Here is a 17,708-nt window from a genome sequence, read left to right as displayed (position 1 = left end):
CAGCGCTATTCAGCAAACACTTCGTTTGGCGACAAACCGCCGTCCGTCCGGGCGGCGGTTTTTTGCTGCTCGCGATATTCCCGTGGTGTCTGTCCGGTGGCCTGCTTGAAGGCCCGATTGAATGGCCCCAGCGAGGCAAAACCGCTGTCGAGCGCCACATTCAGAATGCCGCGATCGCTCTTGTCTGGATCTGATAACAAGTGCTTGGCGTGTTCGATTCTGAACTGGTTAATGAAGCGATTGAAATTGGGTTGACCAAGGCCCGCGACGATGGCGCGGGTGACTTTGTAGTCTTTCTCGTTCAGCCGAGCCGCCAGCGTGGCCACTTTCAGATCCGGGTCGAGATAGGCACCTTTGGAAACAAGCTGCTGGGCTCGACGAGCCAAGGCGCGCTCGTCCTCATTTGCGGGCGGCGCTTTTCGTGCAGATCCGTCCGGGAGTGGATTGGTTTGCCGGTAAAAGATCGCGATGCTGGTGCAGGTCATGATTATGATCGCACAAATGCCCTGGATGAGCATGGTCAGGCCCGGGGAGAAAATTAGGAGATCGCCGCGATCAAACAGGATGACGCATATCCCTACTGCTGCGCCGAAACTGGACAGGAAGGTGTAGCGTATTCGTTTTTCGCCATCAGAGATACCTGACCACCCGTTCAAGCCTTCTCCGAAGGCCAGTACCAAAGCCGCGGAACTAAACAGGGTCTGCATTGTATCCAGACGGGTCATCCAGTTTGAAAGCGCGGCTTCGCCTATCACTGCTCCGAATCCCACCGACAAGGCGATCTGATCAAATAGGGTCGGAAGGAAAATACCTGCGACCACGACGCTTTCCGGCCAACCGATCTTCGCGTTGTGCCGGAACAAGGCTCTCGTGGCGAGCCAGAAGAAGGAACACGATGCACAGGAGGCAATTGCGATGACCGGGTAAGTCACACCGAGGGCAGGGCGACCTGCGACCTCAATGATCATGATAGCGGCCATACCTACGCAGAACGCCGCCCAGTAAAGATAAAGCGGCGAAAACGCCCGGCGCAGCGCGATCCAGCCCAGCCAGGCCAGTGCGCCACCAACGCTCAACAGTTTCAATCCCGCTCCAAGGGCTAGCACGCGCCACTCCTGTTCAGACCGTCATGATGCGCCCGATCCCCCCTGTCATGCAAGGGCCGCAAAAGCGCGCCGATTTCCAAATCGGCGAGCCTCGCATCGGACATGTGTGTGATTTTCAGAGCCAGACCTGCCGTGAAAGGCGGGCATGAAGAAAAGGATACATCATGGTCGATGCCACACTTTCCCGCGCCGGCGGGCTTTCTCCACATCGCTTTCTCAAATTTTCAGGCCTGTCCTGGTTCCTTGTTGCCGTGATCGGCCAATGGTTGTTTGCGTACTATGTGATTGCGGCCTACGCGCCCGAGACACTCAGCGGCGATTGGGCGCGTTGGGATGAAACAGGTCTCATTCAGGGGTTTACACAGGCGGACGTCATTGGAAATCTGGCCTTCATCTCCCACACCCTTCTGACGTTCATCATCTGCGTTGGCGGCACGATGCAGCTAATGCCACCGATCCGGAACCGGTTTCCAGCCCTGCATCGTTGGACAGGTCGAACGTATTTACTGATCGGTGCGTTCATGGCGATTGGCGGCATCTGGATGATCTGGGGCCGCGAAACCCGACTGACTGATCTTGGCGGGTGGGGCACGACGATTAATGGGCTGATGGCGCTGGTGACCATCGCGGTCGCGTTCTGGTTTGCGCGTAAGCGTGACATCGACCGGCACCGCAGATGGGCCATGCGCACTTTTATCCTGCTTAGCGGCGTCTGGTTCACGCGTATTGGATATATGGGGTGGGCGATACTTACTGGCGGAGCAGGAATGGGCCGCTCGCTTGATGGCCCCTTCGATATGTTTATCGCCTTTGGCAGTTATCTGGTACCTTTGGCGATACTGGAGCTTTACTTCTGGGCATCGCAATACCGTTCAAGTGCCGCGAAGTTGGGCATGTCCGCCGTGATGTTCGCCGCAGCAGGGTTTACGGCCCTGGGCACATTCGGAGCCTGGAATATGATGTGGAGCCCCCACATCTAACCCAGAGCGGCTCGGATTTTTTCCGCTTGGGCGTTCAATTCCTCCATATCCGCTTGTCCGCCACCATGGCGGCCAAGCGGAATGGCGTCCCAGCGCGGGATAATGTGAAAATGGATGTGAAACACGGTCTGCCCGGCGGGCGCGCCATTAAATTGGGTCACGACAATGCCGTCGGGATCCAGCCCGGTTTCCACCGCCTTAGCCAATGCTTTCACGCGTGAGATGGCCTGAGCGGCCGCGCCATCAGATAAATCCAGCAGGTTGCGCGCTGGCTCCTTTGGAATGACCAGGCAATGGCCAGGCGATTGCGGAAAGATATCCATGATCGCGACGGCGTGCTCATCATCGAACAATTTGATCGCCGGGGCGTCACCGGCAATGATCTTCGCGAAGATATTCGTGTCGTCATACTGGCCGGTCAGGCTCATGAGGGCGCTCCTTAAATTCTGGCAAGAGGTCTAACCGTCATCCAGCGCGGTTGAAAGGTAATTCCGATTGCTGGGCGTCAATGTCCGCCAGCACGACCCGGCGTTCATGATCGAGATAGTCGCCGACCGCCCGGCGGAAATTTTCATCGGGAAAATAATGCGTGGAATAGACCGGCTTGGGCTTGTATCCGCGCGCCAGCTTGTGTTCACCCTGAGCGCCGGCTTCTACGCGCGAAAGGCCGGTTTCTATCGCAAAATCAATCGCCTGATGATAGCAGAGCTCGAAATGAAGAAACGGCGTGTCGGCCAGCCGACCCCAATAACGGCCAAACACGGCTTCTGACCCGATGAAGTTCAGCGCGGCGGCGATATAGCGCCCGTCCTGCTTCGCCATGACCAGCAGAATTTTATCTGCCATTCGCTGATGAATGAGATCGAAGAATTTGCGGTTGAGGTAAGGTGCCCCCCATTTGCGGTTGCCCGTATCCTGATAACAGGCAAAAAACACATCCCAATGCTCGGGCCGGAGATCTGCGCCGGTCAGTCGCTCGATCTGGATATCTGCTTGAGCGGCGGCGCGTTCCTTCTTGAGAGCTTTTCGCTTGCGGGAGGCGAGGGCGTCCAGGAAGCCCTCATAGCTGTCATATCCGTCATTTTCCCAGATATATTGCCGGTCGACGCGCAACATCAAATCCAGCTCACCGGCGATCTGGCGATCTGTTCCAGACGGGAAATTCATCGACCAGACGGGGAGCTGGTTCTGTTCAGCCACCCGCATCGCCGCTTCGGCCAGGCCCTTGCGGACGTCTCGGTCGGGCGACAACAGGCGGCGCCCGGTGGCTGGCGTGAAAGGTATGGCGCTCAACAGCTTGGGATAGTATCGACCACCTGCGCGCTCATAAGCATCCGCCCAGGCGTGATCAAACACGTATTCGCCATAAGAATGGCCCTTGGCGTAGGCGGGCAGGGCGCCGACCAGCTCACCTGTTTCGGTCTCCGCGAGCAAATGCACCGGTTGCCAGCCGGTTTCGGTCGTGGCGCTGCCGCTGAATTCCAGGGCCTCCAGAAAATTCCAGGAGAGGAAGGGATCATACGCCACACCGTCCGGATTCGCGACGCGATCCCAGTCAGATTTCGCAACATCGGACAGGCTGGACGCCGTGCGGATTGTGATCCCGGTCATTACGTAAGGAAATAGGCGCTTATCGGGGTTGGGAAAAGCAGGCGACTGGAATATGTCTTGATTCAACAATAGGGGACACATCATGACATCACGGTTTGAAGGTAAGGTCGCGCTGGTTACAGGTGGATCGCGCGGCATCGGCGCGGCCATTGCGAAACGACTGGCCAGTGAAGGGGCGGATGTCGTCCTGACCTATGGCGGATCTCAGGAAAAAGCCGAGGCTGTCGCCGAGGAAATCCGCGCCATGGGACGGAAATCCGAGGCCATTCATTGCGATGCCGCACAACGCGGCGCGACGTCTGCCGTGATCAGTGATGTTGCCGCCCGCTATGGTCAGCTGGACGTGCTGGTCAATAATGCCGGCGTTTACCCTCTGACGTCTTTGGCCAAATGTCCGGATGAAACCTGGGATCACATGCTGGCGGTGAATTTGACGGCGGTTTTCGAGGGGCTGCGCGCTGCCTATCAGGTGATGGGGCAGGGCGGATCGATCATTACCATCGGCTCGGTCGCAGGCGATGCGGCGCAAATGCCTGGCGTTGGCGTCTATTCTTCGTCGAAAGCCGGAGTTGAGCTTATTACCCGCGCGGCCGGTCGCGAGTTTGGCCGCAAGGGAATCCGGGCGAACATCGTGCAACCGGGCCCGATTGATACGGACATGAATCCTGCCGATGGTCAGAATGCGGAATTGCAGAAAATGATGGTGCCGCTGGGCCGCTATGGCCACAGCGAGGAGGTGGCTGCGGCTGTTGCGTTCCTGGCCAGTGATGACGGCTCCTACGTCAATGGCACCACGTTAAAGGTGTGCGGCGGGATGACTGCATGACGGTGATTTTGCGGGGCGTAATTGCAGGTATCGCGCTGGCCGCAGTCCTGGTGCAGTACGCTGTATTTGCTGTTGAAACGGAGCTGGATTTCGTTACGGCAACGGTAAGGTATTTCAGCTTTTTCACGATCTGGACAAACCTGCTCGTGGCGATGGGGCTGGGCGCGAATGCTTTTTTCCCCAACACTGCAATGGGCAAGTTTTTCGGCCAGGATCATATCAGAACTGCGGTCACGGCGTTTATCGTCGTGGTCGGCATCGTCTATCATTTATTGTTAGCAGCAGATCATGATCCGGTCGGCATTTCAGCGGTACTGAATCACTTCCTGCATACTATTGTTCCCGCCATTGTTTTCCTGGAATGGCTCTTTAATTCAGGAACCCGGGATACCCGATTTGTCCAAGTCATTTCCTGGCAGGTCTATCCGGTGCTCTACACCATCTACACGCTGATCAAGGGGGCGGTGACGGGCTTTTATCCCTACCCCTTCCTGGACGTGAATACGCTGGGATATCTTGGGGTCGCACAAGAATTGGTCGGCCAGGTGATTGGCTTTGTTGTGATGGGGCTCATCCTCGTCGCAATCGGACGCTTGCAGGCCAGATTAATGCGCTAGCGCACTCGAAATATAGCGTCGATCTCGACGGCTGCGCCCAGCGGCAGAACCGGGCAGGAAACGGCGGACCGGGCGTGGCGGCCGGCTTCGCTAAACACGTCCACCATCACGTCTGAAGCGCCATTAATCACTTTTGGAATGGCTTCAAATTCCGGTGTGGCGCACACGAAACCGCCAAGCTTCACAACGCGCACCAGACGCGAAAGATCGCCGTCCAGCGCGGCGCTCAGCTGGGCAATAAGGTTGAGCGCGCACAAGCGGGCTGCCGCCTGTCCTTGTTCAACATTCATGCTTTCGCCCAGACGGCCCTTCACGAGACCCTCCGGCCCAAGGGATATCTGGCCTGACACAAACACCTGATCGCCGCTGCGGACGAAGGGCACGTAGTTGGCGACCGGTGCAGCGGCTTCTGGCAGGGTCAGCCCAAGTTCTGCAAGGCGTTGTTCGGGCGTCGACATGGCGGTCTCCTGTAGCTGGCCCGGTTCTACACCGCTGCGGTAGCGAAACAAGCGGCTTGACTTGACGCGGTGGTTATCCAGCAGAGTGGGTGAAACCGCCGGATGGATTGCGAGCCATGGCAGAGTATTTCGAGACCAATCTGCGCCTTATGGCAGAGGATGGATATGAGTTATCCGCGACGGTCTTGGTGCCTGACGCGCCAAAGGCCAGCGTATTGCTGTCGTCTGGTACCGGCTTTCCCAAGGAGTTTTACAAGCGTCTGGGTGAGGCCGGAGCTAAACGCGGATTTGCTGTTCTTCTCTACGATTATCGAGGCATCGCGGGCTCTACGCCCGAGGGCGGTTTAAAGGGTTTCAAAGCCGATATGCTCGATTGGGGGCGGCTGGATATGACCGCAGCGGGGGCGCATGCGCGGTCATTGGCCCCCGGCAAGCCCTTCTTTACGCTGGGCCACAGCGTTGGGGGGCATCTGATCGGGTTTTCTCCGATCGGGCCTCAGGCGCAAGGCCATGCCTTTCTCAATGTCGGCTCGGGTTTTTGGGGCGGCTCCGCCTGGCACTATAGGCCGATAGCGCTGTTTTTCTGGTTGGTCTACGGTCCCGCGTGCCTGGCCACCAAAGGCTATATCCCGGCTGGCGGTTTGTGGGGCGGAACGGCACTGCCACGCGATGCTTATACCCTGTGGCGGCACTGGTGCTTTCAGCCCGGCTATTATGGCGACCTATTGGATGAGCTCACGCCTCATTGGTTTTCGGATGTGACCGCACCCATCCGGGCGTGGGGCGCCAAAGACGATCCCATCGCCAACCCTCGAACGACCGAAGACATTCTGAAGCTCTATACGGCGGCTCCGAAAGAGAACATCTGGATCGATCCTGCGGATCTGGGACAAAAGTCCATTGGCCATCAGGGCTTGATGAGCCGTCGATGTGCCGCGTTCTGGGACGAGGTGTATGACTGGTTCGATGCGCTCATCTAGAGCGTAGAGAGCGGCCCTTCATGATTGCCGTGTCGCCAAACTTGGCGCGGGCCTTGTCCATCGCGCGTTCGGCCGCAGCGCGTTTCGGGGCGTCCGGGTCGAGCAGGTCCATAATGTCGGTGCTGCCATGTACAAGGTTGGAAATTCCGATCCCTATCAGGCGGAATTTGCGGCCATCAACCTCGGCTTTAAGAAGCTCGCGGCCCACACGGAAGAGCGTATCCGCCAACTGGGTCGGGTCGGACAGCGTGCGCCTGCGCGTTATGATTTTGAAAGCCTGGGTACGCAGCTTCAGTGTGACGACATAACCGGACACGTCCTTGCTTTTAGCCATATCAGCCACGCGAACGCATTGACGCCAAAGCCGCTTTTCGAGCTCTGCGTAGTCAGAAATGTCGTCGAAAAATGTCGTTTCCGAAGAAACGCTCTTTCGTTCCCGCCCTGGAGAGACCACACGATAATCCTCTCCGCGCGCCAGCTTGGCCAGGCGGTATCCGCCATCGCCATAGCGTTCAGCCATGGTTTTCTCACCCAGCTTCACGACATCGGCGAGCGTTTTGATACCGTCTTTTTCAAGCTTGGCCGCAAACACCGGCCCAACGCCGAAAACAGCACGGGTGGGTTGTTGCAAAAGAAAGCCGGGTGCGTCGGCTTTGCCGAGAATGAAAAAGCCGTCCGGTTTGTCCTGATCGGAGGCCAGTTTGGCTAGAAACTTGTTATGGGCGAGGCCGACCGAGACGGTGATACCGACCTCTGCGCGAATCTTGCGCTGCAAGCGCAACAAGGTCAGGGCAGGCGGGGCATGATGCAGGCGTTCCGTGCCGGTCAGATCCAGAAACGCTTCGTCGATTGAGAGCGGTTCGACAGATGGTGTGACCGCTTTCATCATCTCGCGGATACGTTTGCCTTCTTCCGCATAAAGGCCCATCCGGGGTTTAATCACCACGGCGTCAGGGCAGGCTTTAAGCGCCTTGAACATTGGCATGGCAGACTTAACGCCATATAACCGCGCGACATAGCAAGCCGTTGAAACAACGCCGCGTTTACCACCGCCAATGATAACTGGCTTGTCCTCAAGCGAGGGATCGTCGCGCTTTTCGATGGCGGCATAGAACGCATCGCAATCGATATGGGCAATAGCCAGTTCATTGATTTCGGGATGGCGCAACAGACGGTGTGATCCGCACGCGACGCAGGTGTTGCTTTCGTCCACCTGCGACAGGCAGGCCCGGCAATATCCAGACGCGGCGCTCATTCCAGCGGCCAGAGCCAGGCGGCCCCGCGCACACCGGAACTGTCGCCATGCTTGTGTTTGCGGATTTTTGTCGTGACTTGATCACTGAACACAAATTGCGGGAGACGCTCTTCGACCGCATCGCAAAGACCCGGAATGTTGGATAGCCCGCCACCCAGAACGATGATCTCCGGATCAAGAATATTGATCAGGGTGGAAAGTCCGCGCGCCAGGCGGTCATGAAAACGCTCAATTGTGGCCGCGGCTTGAGCATTGCCCTCTACGGCAGCGGCGACAATCTGCGCCGGGGAAAGAAAGGCTTTTGAGGCGCGCAGGTGATCGTCCGTCAGCGCAGGTCCGGAAAGCCAGGTTTCGATGCATCCTTTGAGCCCGCATTTGCAGTCTGGCCCAGGAACTTCATCCGCGCGAGCCCAGGGCAGTCCGGTGTGTCCCCATTCTCCACCAAGCAGGCCATGGCCGGAGATCAGCTGGCCCTTAATGACAATCCCGCCGCCCACCCCGGTTCCGAGGATGACGCCAAACACGGTATTCGCGTCCTTTCCTGCGCCATCGACCGCTTCGGATAGCGCAAAGCAGTTGGCATCGTTGGCGCACCGCACCATTTGGCCGATGGCGGTTTCAATATCTTTGTCGAGCGGATGGCCATTTAATTCGGCCGAGTTGGAATTTCTCACAAGGCCGGTGACTGGACTGATCGAACCGGGGTGGCCAATACCAACAGGAACCGAATCACTTTTGGCGACTTCGCGTACCTCGTCCACCAGTTCAGCTATGACAGCGATTTTTTCCGCGTAAGGACGCGGCGTGGGTTTTCGCTTGGAAAACCGCGTCACACCGTCAGAATCTACCAGTGCGATCTCTGTTTTGGTGCCACCGAGATCCACGCCGATTCGAAACATGCTTCCGCCAACGCTCCGCTTGTGATTAGCTTCAAGTTCTTATCTTGTTCCAGCGCGGGAGGAAAGATTTAGCGCCGACTCATTCTTGATTAAGGAACATCTGGCTTAATGCATGCGGGGTGTTAAACGGGATGCGCAATGACGCATCCACAATTCGGGATGCAGCGGCGTTATGCTTCAGGTCATGCCCAAAAAGGTTCTCATCGTCGAGGACAATGAGCTCAATATGAAGCTCTTTACCGATTTGCTCGAAGCTCATGGCTACGAGACCGTCGGCACGAATAATGGTCTGAACGCGCTGGATTTGGCCCGCGAGCACTCGCCCGACCTCATTTTAATGGATATCCAGCTTCCAGAAGTGTCCGGTCTGGAAGTCACGAAATGGCTCAAGGATGACGACGAATTGTCATCGATCCCGGTCATTGCGGTGACGGCGTTTGCCATGAAAGGCGATGAAGAGCGTATCCGCGAAGGCGGTTGCGAAGCCTATATGGCGAAACCGATCAGCGTTTCGGTCTTTATCGAGACCGTGCGGGGCTTCCTCGGCGAGGAGGCCGCATGAGCGCAAGGGTCCTTGTCGTGGACGACCAGGAACCCAATGTCCGACTGCTCGAAGCCAAGCTGAAAGCCGAGTATTTCGAGGTCGTGACGGCGTTCAATGGTCTCGACGCCATTTCCAAAACTAATGATCACCAGCCTGACGTCATTTTGCTCGACATTATGATGCCGGGCATGGACGGATTTGAAGTGTGCCGGAAGCTAAAGGCGGACCGGCGGACCCGTCATATCCCGATCGTGATGGTGACTGCGCTCGACCAGCCCGAAGATCGCGTACGCGGTCTGGAAGCCGGTGCAGATGATTTCCTGACCAAGCCGGTTGATAATCTCCCGCTCTTTGCGCGGATCCGTTCCTTACTTCGCTTGAAAGTCTTGCTGGATGAGTTGAGGGTTCGCGAGGACAAGGTGGAAGCGCGTGGACTTTCGCCGGTTGAGGCCAATGAAACGGATATATCGGGATCACGCCAGTTGATCATTACCGGTGAAGAACGGATTGCGGAACATCTGGCGGAACGATTGCCCGATGAGGCCGTTGCGGAAAAGGAAATCGACCCAGCGAAAGCCGTAAGCCGTGCTGCTGATGGGTTCGACCTCATAATTGTGGATTTAACGACGAAAGTGTTCGACGCCCTTCGGGTATGCGCGCGCATTCGATCAAATTCCGAAACGCGGCATGTGCCGATTCTGGCGATTGTAGATCCGGATGAAATGGCCCGCTCAGTTCGGGCGCTGGATCTGGGTGTGAACGATATTGTCAATCGTCCTGTTGATCGCGGTGAGTTGAATGCTCGCATCCGCACGCAACTTCGTCGCAAGCGCTATGCCGATATGTTGCGGGAGCGCTTGGACGATAGCCTGGAGATGGCGGTGACCGATCCGCTGACCGGGCTTTCGAACCGCCGCTATCTGTCATCCCGGCTGGAACAAGCGGTTCAACGTGTTGCACACGGTGAAGAAACCGCCTGCGTGATGATCGCAGACCTCGATTATTTCAAACGCGTCAACGACTCTTACGGGCATGATGCCGGCGACGCCGTGCTGCAGCAATTCGCGGAATGCCTGCGCCACCGAGCTCGGGCCGTTGATCTGGTTGCGCGATTTGGCGGCGAGGAATTCGTTGTATTGATGCCGAGCGTGACCTTGAATGAGGCGGCGATTGGCGCTGAACGCTTGAGAGCTACGGTCAATAAATTGTCTTTCCGGCTTCCCGGCACCGATAGTGTGCTGGCTGTGACGGTTTCAATCGGCCTTGCCGAGATCCATGCCGGCGATACCGTTGACAGCGCGCTAAGACGCGCAGATGAAGCGCTTTACCGCGCGAAAGCGGCTGGGCGGAACTGTGTTAAGCTGGAAAAAGTTCAGACGAAGGCTGCCTGATAAATCAAGTAATTACTTGATTTTGCCTTCTTTGAATTCGACGTGCTTTTTCGCAACCGGGTCGTATTTCCGCACGACCATTTTCTCGGTCATCGTGCGGGCGTTTTTCTTGGTCACATAGAAATAGCCGGTCCCCGCCGTGGAGTTCAGACGGATTTTGATGGTTGTCGGCTTGGCCATGACCTTATTCCCTAATGCGAAACGGGCTGGCGGGCTCTATCCCGTCAGCGGAGGCGCGGAACATACTTATGGCGCGCCGCGTGTCAACGGGCTTTGCGTGTGAAATGACGCAAGGTCAGAAAGGCCAGATAGGCCATGGCCATGCCGCTGGTGACGATCAAAAGGCCATGCGGATTGATCACATCCATAGTCGGACCGCCTATCGCCGGACCAAATAAGGAGCCAACCCCATAGGCCATCACAAAAGCGGCATTGGCCGCGGCCATGGAGCCGCCATCAAAGCGCTCGCCGATCAAGGCAAGGCCGAGCGTATAAAGACCCGTAGCTGTCCCTACATAGATAAACATGACCGCATAAAGTGCCGCCGGTGTTGCGCCGACGTGGAAGATCAATGCCGGACCAATCACGCACATACATGTCGCCACCACTGCGACCCGGAGGCGTCCCACTTGATCGGCCAAGCGACCAAGCGGGGCTTGCAGGAAGATGCCGCCCAACGCCCCGGCTGCCATCATGAATCCGATCGATGTATCGATCAGGCCAATTCGCTCGCCATATACTGGAAAGAGCGAGAAGAAGATTGTTTCGGTCGCGCCGAACAGTAGGCCTGCGCCAATCGCGGCGGGCGCATATCCTGCCGCCTTGATCATTGCCGAAAATCCAGCCGATTCAGCGTCCGGTTTTTGAATGCCGGGACCGCGCAACAACATGATGGGAATGGATCCGCCAGCAAACAAACAAAAAGCGGCGATCCAGGGGCCCCAGCCGGTCGACCCGAAAGCCGCCAGCATTAGCCCGCCTGCGCCAAACCCGCCCGCGAGTGCCGTGGCATAAAGGCCGAGGATCGTGGCGCGGCGTTCTTTTGGTGCGATCTGGTTGATCCAGGTCTCCGACGCCACAAAGACTACGGTCATGGTCATTCCCATTGCAAACCGCATGGCGAACCAGAAAGCGACATTCGGAAATAACGGAAAAAAGGGAACGGTTGCTGCCGTAATCAATAGGCAGGCAACTATCAGCTGTCGGCCTGGCAGGACCGACATGAGCCGAGGAACAAAAGGTGTAGCGATAATCGTCGAGAGCGCGGCGGCGGCGCCGTTCAAGCCAACGATCATACCCGAGCCGGTCATGGCTTCGAGGTTGAGCGCCATGACGGGCATCAGCAGGGTAAAGCCGCATCCGACCAGCGCGGCACAGATGATTGCCGCGATCAGCGATCGGGCGCGGCCATGCAGTTCAGATGTGAAAAAGGCAAGCGACATGCGCGCCGCTATAGCGGATCAACCTGCATCCGTCTTGCCAGTTCACGCACATGACGGGGCGGTGCGCTGGGGTCGCCCAGCCGTCGTTCAAGCTCACCCAGCACGAAACGCGTGATAGGAGGCAGTTTGAGGGTTTCTGCCTCTTCGCGCGTCACCCAGCGGATATCCAGTAATTCATCGCTGTCTTGATCGAATTCCGCCGCCACGCATTGATCGGCGTCAGCATGGAAGAACCACGCGTCAAATCGCCTGACCCGCCCCGGCGGGGTGATTGCTCGGGCGATCAGTTTTAAACCGCTGGCATCAGGTTGCAGCCCGGCCTGTTTGAAAGGACGCCAGTTGGCATGTCGGGAGCGAATCAGGCCTCGTCGGCCAACCAACAGCCCGGCCTCCTCCGCTGTCTCCCTTATCGCTGCAGCTGCGGCTGCATGCGCGCGGCGTTCATTGGTCACGCGGCACATGGAAGCCAAATCTTCATCCGGCATGGTCCCAGCCAGGGGGGCGTAATGGTCGGCTTTATCGACGCGGCCGCCGGGAAACACGTAAAGCTCTGGCATGAAGGCATGGCGCGAGGATCGCTTACCCATCAGGATTTCGCGGCCGCGCTGGCTTTCGCGGGTCACAATCAACGTGCCCGCCAGCTTGGGGCGCAGCGCAGGGGCGGGTTTCTTGCTCATCGCCGGCGGCTCTTTTTGGATTTGCCGCGATGCCTGGCGTAATGCGGACGGTTCGTATTCCGTTGAGGACCTTTGCGTTTTGGGCCTGCGCGCCGCTTGGGACCTTTCGCTGGTGGCGTCAGCAGATCGAACAATAGACCACCTGTAACAGGCGTGGCTTCATCGAGCCGGACGGTGACCGGCATGCCTAGGCGATAAATACCGCCGCTTTGCAGTCCGATCAGCGCGTGAAGCGTCTCGTCGTGCTCGAAACGCTCATGACCAATCCGGCTGATCGGAACCAGGCCATCCGCGCCCGTCCCATTCAGTTTCACAAAGGCCCCAAAACGCGTCACGCCGGAAATCCGGCCTTCAAATTCGCTGCCGACCTGTTCAGCCAGGTAGAGCGCAATGTACCGGTCTGTCGCATCACGTTCTGCGGCCATGGCCCGGCGTTCCAGCGCGGTAATGTCCTCGGCGATGGCCTCCAGCTGGCTGGCTTCGGCCTCGGTCTGACCGTCCTTGCCCAGCTTGCAGGCGCTGATCAGAGCCCGGTGAACCGTCAAATCCGCATAGCGGCGGATCGGCGAGGTGAAATGCGCATAGCGGCGCAGATTAAGCCCGTAATGGCCCAGATTTTCATTCGAATAAACGGCTTGCGATTGTGATCGCAGGACGACCTCGTTCACCGTCTCATAATGTTCGCTGCCTTTAGCGCTGCTAAGCAACCGGTTGAAGCGATCCGGGCGAGGGGGTTCCCCGCGTGACCAGCTCATATCCAATGAGGCGAGGAAATCGGCCAGCGCGTCCATCTTCTCTAAGCTCGGCGGCTCATGGACACGATAAATCAGCTTTCGGCCCTTTTGCTCCAGCGTTTCTGCAGCCGCCACATTGGCCTGGATCATAAACTCTTCGATCAGCTTGTGCGCATCAAAGCGCTCGCGCGTTTCAATCGAGGAGATTTTGCCGTCCTCGCCAACGCGAACGCGGCGTTCTGGCGCATCAATCTCCAGCGGCCCGCGGTTTTGCCGGGCTTTCGAGAGCGCAGCGTAAGCGCCCCACAAGGGCTTCAATACCAGATCGAGGAGAGGTTCGGCTTTTTCGTTTGGCGCGCCATCAATGGCGCGCTGCGCATCCATGTAGGACAGCTTGGCCGCTGAGCGCATCCAGCCGCGTATGAATTCATGACGCTTTTTCTGGCCGTCAGCGGCAAACACCATCCGAACCGCCATGCAGGGTCGTTCTTCTTTCTCGCGCAGGGAGCAAAGGTCATTGGAAAGCCGTTCCGGCAGCATCGGCACAACGCGGTCAGGCAGGTAAACTGAATTGCCACGCTTGAGTGCGCCTTTGTCGAGATCTGATCCCGGCGTCACATAGGCGGCGACATCGGCGATTGCGACAATAACTTCCCAACCACCTGGGTTGTTCGTGTCTGTGTCAGGCGCGGCCCAGACTGCATCATCGTGATCACGGGCATCTTCCGGATCGATGGTGATTAGCGGGATGTCGCGGAGATCCGTGCGGTTCCCGATGGAGGCCGGCTTCAGCCTCTCAACGAATTCGAGTTCTTTTTCGCCAAAACCGGTCGGGATACCGTGCGAGTGCAAAGCGATCAGACTGCCGGCCTTGGGCGAGTTTGCATCGCCGACAACTTCCTCGATGATGGCGGTCTTCAGACCGTAGCGTTGCTCCTTGCCGAGGCGGCAAAGCACCAGCTCGCCATCCTTGGCTTTCTCCGCTTCGCCTTTGGCAGGCAGCAATTCCTTGCGAGAACGGCGATCAACCGGCTTCAGGCGCGGATGGCTGCCGGATTTATCCATCATGCAAAGGATGCGGTGCGCGCTCTGGCCAAGCTTGCGGATGAGACGCGCCTCATAGCAGCCGTCATCTTCCGGTTCGAGGCGCACGAGCGCGCGATCCCCGACACCCAGCGCCGGACCGCGGCCGCGCCCGTCGCCTTCGCCAGGGGCCATGCGTATGATCGGCGGATCATCATGGCCGCGCTCAGGGCGCGCGAGCAGCTCGCCATCGGTATCGCGATCATGGATCACGACAACCATCACGCTCGGCAAAGCGCCCTTTAGCGTGAAAGCATTACGGCCTTCCTTGCGGATGGTGCCGTCGGCTTGAAGCTCGCGCAGAAGGTCCTTCAGGACCTTACGATCATCGCCTTTAAGCTTGAGCGCACGGGCGATCTCGCGCTTGCCAAACTCGCCTTGTCCCAAGCGAATGGCTTCAATCACCGCGTCGCGGGTCAGGGCTTGAAAGGCGGGTTTGGACTTGCCGGTCACGCCTTCTTCTTCGCAGGCGCTTTCTTCTTGGCCGGGGCCTTTTTCTTTGCCGCAGTTTTCCGCCGGGCTGGCTTTTTGCTGCCCTTGGCCTCTTTTTCAGCCACCAGTTTCATTGCCGTTTCCAGATCAATCGTTTCCGGATCGGCATCCTTGGGCAGGGTGGCATTGATCTTCTTGTATTTGATGTAGGGGCCATAACGACCGCTCATCACGCGAACGGGTTCGCCTTCATGATCGCCAAGCTCTTTAAGCGCTTGCGGCGCGCCTCTTGTGGCTTTCTTCTCGGCCAGCACGGTCACTGCGCGGTTCAGCCCGATTTCGAAGACTTCCTCGATATTCGGCAGGTTCGCATAAAGGCGGCCATGTTTCACGAAAGGACCATACCGGCCCAGCCCGGCCTCAATCGGTTCATTGTCTTCCGGGTGTGAACCAACCAGACGCGGCAGCGACAGCAGTTTGAGCGCTTTTGCGAGATCCAGTTCGTCCTTGCTCCACCCTTTTGGAATGGAGGAACGCTTCGGCTTTTCTTCGCCGGGGATCGCAACTTCGACATAGGCTCCAAAGCGCCCATCTTTCAGATAGACGGTCTCGCCGCTTTCCGGATCGACACCCAGCGCGCCATCACCTTCAGCCACGGGCTCATCATCGGTCGCGCTGAGCGGGCGGGTGTATTTGCAATCGGGATAATTGCTGCATCCCAGGAACGCCCCGAACTTACCCAATCGGATGGACAGCCGGCCTTCATTACAGGATGGGCAAAGACGTGGGTCGGATCCGTCTTCCTTTTCCGGGAAGATGTGCGGCGCGAGCGCTTCGTTCAGCGCTTCGAGCACCTCGCCAATGCGGAGTTCGCCGATCTTTTCAACATCGCCGGAGAAGTTCGCCCAGAAATCCCGCAGCAGCGCTTTCCAGTCGAGATCACCGCGCGAGACTTTATCGAGCTGGTCTTCCAGGCCCGCTGTGAAGTCGTATTCGACATAGCGTTCGAAGAAGTTCTCAAGAAAGGCGGTGACAACCCGGCCCTTATCCTCCGGGATGAACCGGTTCTTCTCCATGCGCACATATTCGCGGTCGCGAAGCACGGTCAGTGTGGACGCATAGGTGGACGGCCGGCCAATGCCGAGTTCCTCCAGGCGTTTCACCAGCGAGGCTTCGGTAAAGCGTGGTGGCGGTTGGGTGAAGTGCTGGTCCGAATAAGTCTTTTTAGACTCGGCGTTTGCACCGCTCTCGACTTTCGGCAGGCGGTTTTCGCCTTCCTCATCCTCGTCGTCACGGCCTTCCTGATAGAGCGTCAGGAAGCCGTCGAAGAGCAAGACGGAGCCGGTTGCCCGCAAAGCAAGCGACTTATCCGCGCTTTCAATATCGATGCTGGTGCGCTCAAAACGTGCGCTCTCCATCTGGCTGGCAACAGCACGCTTCCAGATCAGTTCATAGAGCCGGGCCTGATCATCATCGAGGTGCAGATCTTCCGGTGCGCGGGTAAAGCTGGTCGGGCGGATCGCCTCGTGGGCTTCCTGCGCATTGCGTTGTTTGGACGAGTATTTGCGCGGTGCCGATGGGGAATAGAGCGAACCATACCGGTCGCTGATCACATCTCGAACCTGGTTAATGGCTTCAGGCGCCATCTCGACGCCATCGGTCCGCATATAGGTGATGAGACCGACCGTCTCGCCGCCGATATTGACGCCCTCATAAAGCTTCTGCGCGGTCCGCATGGTGCGCTGGGCGTTAAAGCCCAGCTTGCGGGCGGCTTCCTGTTGCAGCGTTGAGGTGGTGAACGGGGCAGGCGGGTTTCGCCGTGCTGGTTTCGCTTCCACGGAAGCGATCGTCAGGCTGGCGGACTCGACCGCAGACGCCGCAGCAGTCGCCATAGCGCGGTCCTTGATGGACAGCTTCTGGAGCTTCTTACCGTCGAATTTCGTCAGCTTGGCGCGGAAAGGCGACGACGAGCCGGAGACAATGTCCGCATCGACCGTCCAGTATTCTTCGTCTTTGAACTTTTCGATTTCCAATTCGCGGTCACAAATGATCCGCAAAGCCACCGATTGCACGCGGCCCGCTGAGCGCGCGCCCGGCAGTTTCCGCCAGAGCACCGGAGAGAGCGTGAAGCCCACCAGATAATCGAGCGCACGGCGTGCCAGATAGGCTTCGACCAATTCCATGTCGATCGCGCGCGGGTGGCGCATCGCTTCCTGCACCGCGCTTTTTGTGATGGCGTTGAACGCGACACGCTGGACTTCAACGTCCTTTAGAACGCGGCGCTTGGTCAGCGCTTCCAGCAGGTGCCAGGAGATCGCTTCGCCTTCACGATCCGGGTCGGTGGCCAGCACCAACCGGTCAGCGCCGCGAACCGCATCGGCAATATCTTTTACGCGTTTCAGCGACTTGCCGTCGACTTCCCACTTCATGGCGAAGTCATCATCGGGATTTACCGAGCCATCCTTGGGCGGCAAATCGCGGACATGGCCATAGCTGGCAAGGACCTCATAATCCTTACCGAGATACTTGCCGATGGTTTTTGCCTTGGCCGGTGATTCGACGACAATTACGTTCATTCAATAACTTCCGGGGTGTTTTGGCCTTCTCAGATAGGCCGGAAATTGGCGGCGGAAACTGAGCGAGCCTCTCTGGCCTGTCAACTCGCCTCTTGCG

17 protein-coding genes are annotated in these 17,708 nt (G+C 58.0%); 6 read left to right on the top strand and 11 right to left on the bottom strand.

Features of this window, described 5'->3' with window-relative positions; genetic code table 11:
- Positions 1-5: 5 nt before the first annotated feature.
- Positions 6-1,106 (bottom strand): helix-turn-helix domain-containing protein, encoded by a 1,101-nt coding sequence (locus ACO079_RS03870; RefSeq protein ID WP_421791942.1) that lies wholly within the window; start codon positions 1,104-1,106, stop codon positions 6-8.
- A gap of 164 nt (positions 1,107-1,270) precedes the next feature.
- On the opposite strand from ACO079_RS03870, the gene ACO079_RS03865 reads away from it, so the two are divergent.
- Positions 1,271-2,086 carry a DUF2306 domain-containing protein gene (locus tag ACO079_RS03865; RefSeq protein ID WP_421791940.1) on the top strand — a complete coding sequence of 272 codons (816 nt, stop codon included), beginning with the start codon at positions 1,271-1,273 and terminating at the stop codon, positions 2,084-2,086.
- Here the strand turns inward: ACO079_RS03865 and ACO079_RS03860 are convergent.
- Complete coding sequence (locus tag ACO079_RS03860; RefSeq protein WP_421791938.1) at positions 2,083-2,514, bottom strand: HIT family protein; 432 nt, start codon at positions 2,512-2,514, stop codon at positions 2,083-2,085. The genes ACO079_RS03865 and ACO079_RS03860 overlap by 4 nt on opposite strands.
- A gap of 37 nt (positions 2,515-2,551) precedes the next feature.
- Positions 2,552-3,697, bottom strand: a complete 1,146-nt coding sequence (locus ACO079_RS03855; RefSeq protein WP_421791936.1) for a GNAT family N-acetyltransferase — start codon at positions 3,695-3,697, stop codon at positions 2,552-2,554.
- An 82-nt stretch (positions 3,698-3,779) separates the two neighbouring features.
- On the opposite strand from ACO079_RS03855, the gene ACO079_RS03850 reads away from it, so the two are divergent.
- Both ACO079_RS03850 and ACO079_RS03845 read left to right on the top strand, forming a co-directional pair.
- Positions 3,780-4,523, top strand: coding sequence for an SDR family NAD(P)-dependent oxidoreductase (locus ACO079_RS03850; RefSeq protein ID WP_421791934.1), 744 nt, complete (start codon positions 3,780-3,782; stop codon positions 4,521-4,523).
- The gene (locus tag ACO079_RS03845; RefSeq protein ID WP_421791932.1) at positions 4,520-5,140 is read left to right on the top strand and encodes a Pr6Pr family membrane protein; all 621 of its coding nucleotides are present in this window, start codon (positions 4,520-4,522) and stop codon (positions 5,138-5,140) included. Before ACO079_RS03850 ends, ACO079_RS03845 begins: the two co-directional genes overlap by 4 nt.
- Here the strand turns inward: ACO079_RS03845 and ACO079_RS03840 are convergent.
- Entirely contained in the window at positions 5,137-5,598 is a 462-nt protein-coding gene (locus ACO079_RS03840) for a RidA family protein (RefSeq protein WP_421791931.1), read from the bottom strand. The genes ACO079_RS03845 and ACO079_RS03840 overlap by 4 nt on opposite strands.
- Before the next feature lie 89 nt (positions 5,599-5,687).
- On the opposite strand from ACO079_RS03840, the gene ACO079_RS03835 reads away from it, so the two are divergent.
- Positions 5,688-6,578 (top strand): serine aminopeptidase domain-containing protein, encoded by an 891-nt coding sequence (locus ACO079_RS03835; protein ID WP_421791929.1) that lies wholly within the window; start codon positions 5,688-5,690, stop codon positions 6,576-6,578.
- Here the strand turns inward: ACO079_RS03835 and ACO079_RS03830 are convergent.
- A complete protein-coding gene (locus tag ACO079_RS03830) occupies positions 6,571-7,833 on the bottom strand; it encodes a DNA polymerase IV (RefSeq protein WP_421791927.1) in 1,263 nt (420 codons plus the stop codon). The genes ACO079_RS03835 and ACO079_RS03830 overlap by 8 nt on opposite strands.
- On the bottom strand, positions 7,830-8,732 hold the full coding sequence (locus ACO079_RS03825) for an ROK family protein (protein WP_421791925.1): 903 nt from the start codon (positions 8,730-8,732) through the stop codon (positions 7,830-7,832). Before ACO079_RS03825 ends, ACO079_RS03830 begins: the two co-directional genes overlap by 4 nt.
- Before the next feature lie 184 nt (positions 8,733-8,916).
- On the opposite strand from ACO079_RS03825, the gene ACO079_RS03820 reads away from it, so the two are divergent.
- Both ACO079_RS03820 and ACO079_RS03815 read left to right on the top strand, forming a co-directional pair.
- Positions 8,917-9,294 (top strand): response regulator, encoded by a 378-nt coding sequence (locus ACO079_RS03820; RefSeq protein ID WP_421791924.1) that lies wholly within the window; start codon positions 8,917-8,919, stop codon positions 9,292-9,294.
- Positions 9,291-10,667, top strand: a complete 1,377-nt coding sequence (locus tag ACO079_RS03815) for a PleD family two-component system response regulator (RefSeq protein WP_421791922.1) — start codon at positions 9,291-9,293, stop codon at positions 10,665-10,667. Before ACO079_RS03820 ends, ACO079_RS03815 begins: the two co-directional genes overlap by 4 nt.
- A gap of 12 nt (positions 10,668-10,679) precedes the next feature.
- Here ACO079_RS03815 and rpmG read toward each other — a convergent pair whose 3' ends face one another.
- From rpmG to topA, 5 genes are all read right to left on the bottom strand, one after another.
- Positions 10,680-10,847 carry a 50S ribosomal protein L33 gene (gene rpmG, locus ACO079_RS03810; protein WP_330197794.1) on the bottom strand — a complete coding sequence of 56 codons (168 nt, stop codon included), beginning with the start codon at positions 10,845-10,847 and terminating at the stop codon, positions 10,680-10,682.
- 83 nt (positions 10,848-10,930) lie between these two features.
- On the bottom strand, positions 10,931-12,109 hold the full coding sequence (locus ACO079_RS03805) for an MFS transporter (RefSeq protein ID WP_421791921.1): 1,179 nt from the start codon (positions 12,107-12,109) through the stop codon (positions 10,931-10,933).
- Positions 12,110-12,117: 8 nt separating this feature from the next.
- Complete coding sequence (locus ACO079_RS03800) at positions 12,118-12,786, bottom strand: NUDIX hydrolase (RefSeq protein ID WP_421791920.1); 669 nt, start codon at positions 12,784-12,786, stop codon at positions 12,118-12,120.
- Positions 12,783-15,056, bottom strand: a complete 2,274-nt coding sequence (gene rnr / locus ACO079_RS03795) for a ribonuclease R (RefSeq protein WP_421791919.1) — start codon at positions 15,054-15,056, stop codon at positions 12,783-12,785. Before rnr ends, ACO079_RS03800 begins: the two co-directional genes overlap by 4 nt.
- Positions 15,053-17,611 carry a type I DNA topoisomerase gene (topA, locus tag ACO079_RS03790; protein WP_421791917.1) on the bottom strand — a complete coding sequence of 853 codons (2,559 nt, stop codon included), beginning with the start codon at positions 17,609-17,611 and terminating at the stop codon, positions 15,053-15,055. The genes rnr and topA overlap by 4 nt, the downstream gene beginning before the upstream one ends.
- Between the last annotated feature and the right edge of the window lie 97 nt (positions 17,612-17,708).

This window comes from Hyphobacterium sp., from assembly GCF_965228115.1.
Taxonomy (GTDB): domain Bacteria; phylum Pseudomonadota; class Alphaproteobacteria; order Caulobacterales; family Maricaulaceae; genus Hyphobacterium.
This window is presented reverse-complemented; position numbering and strand designations above follow the sequence as displayed.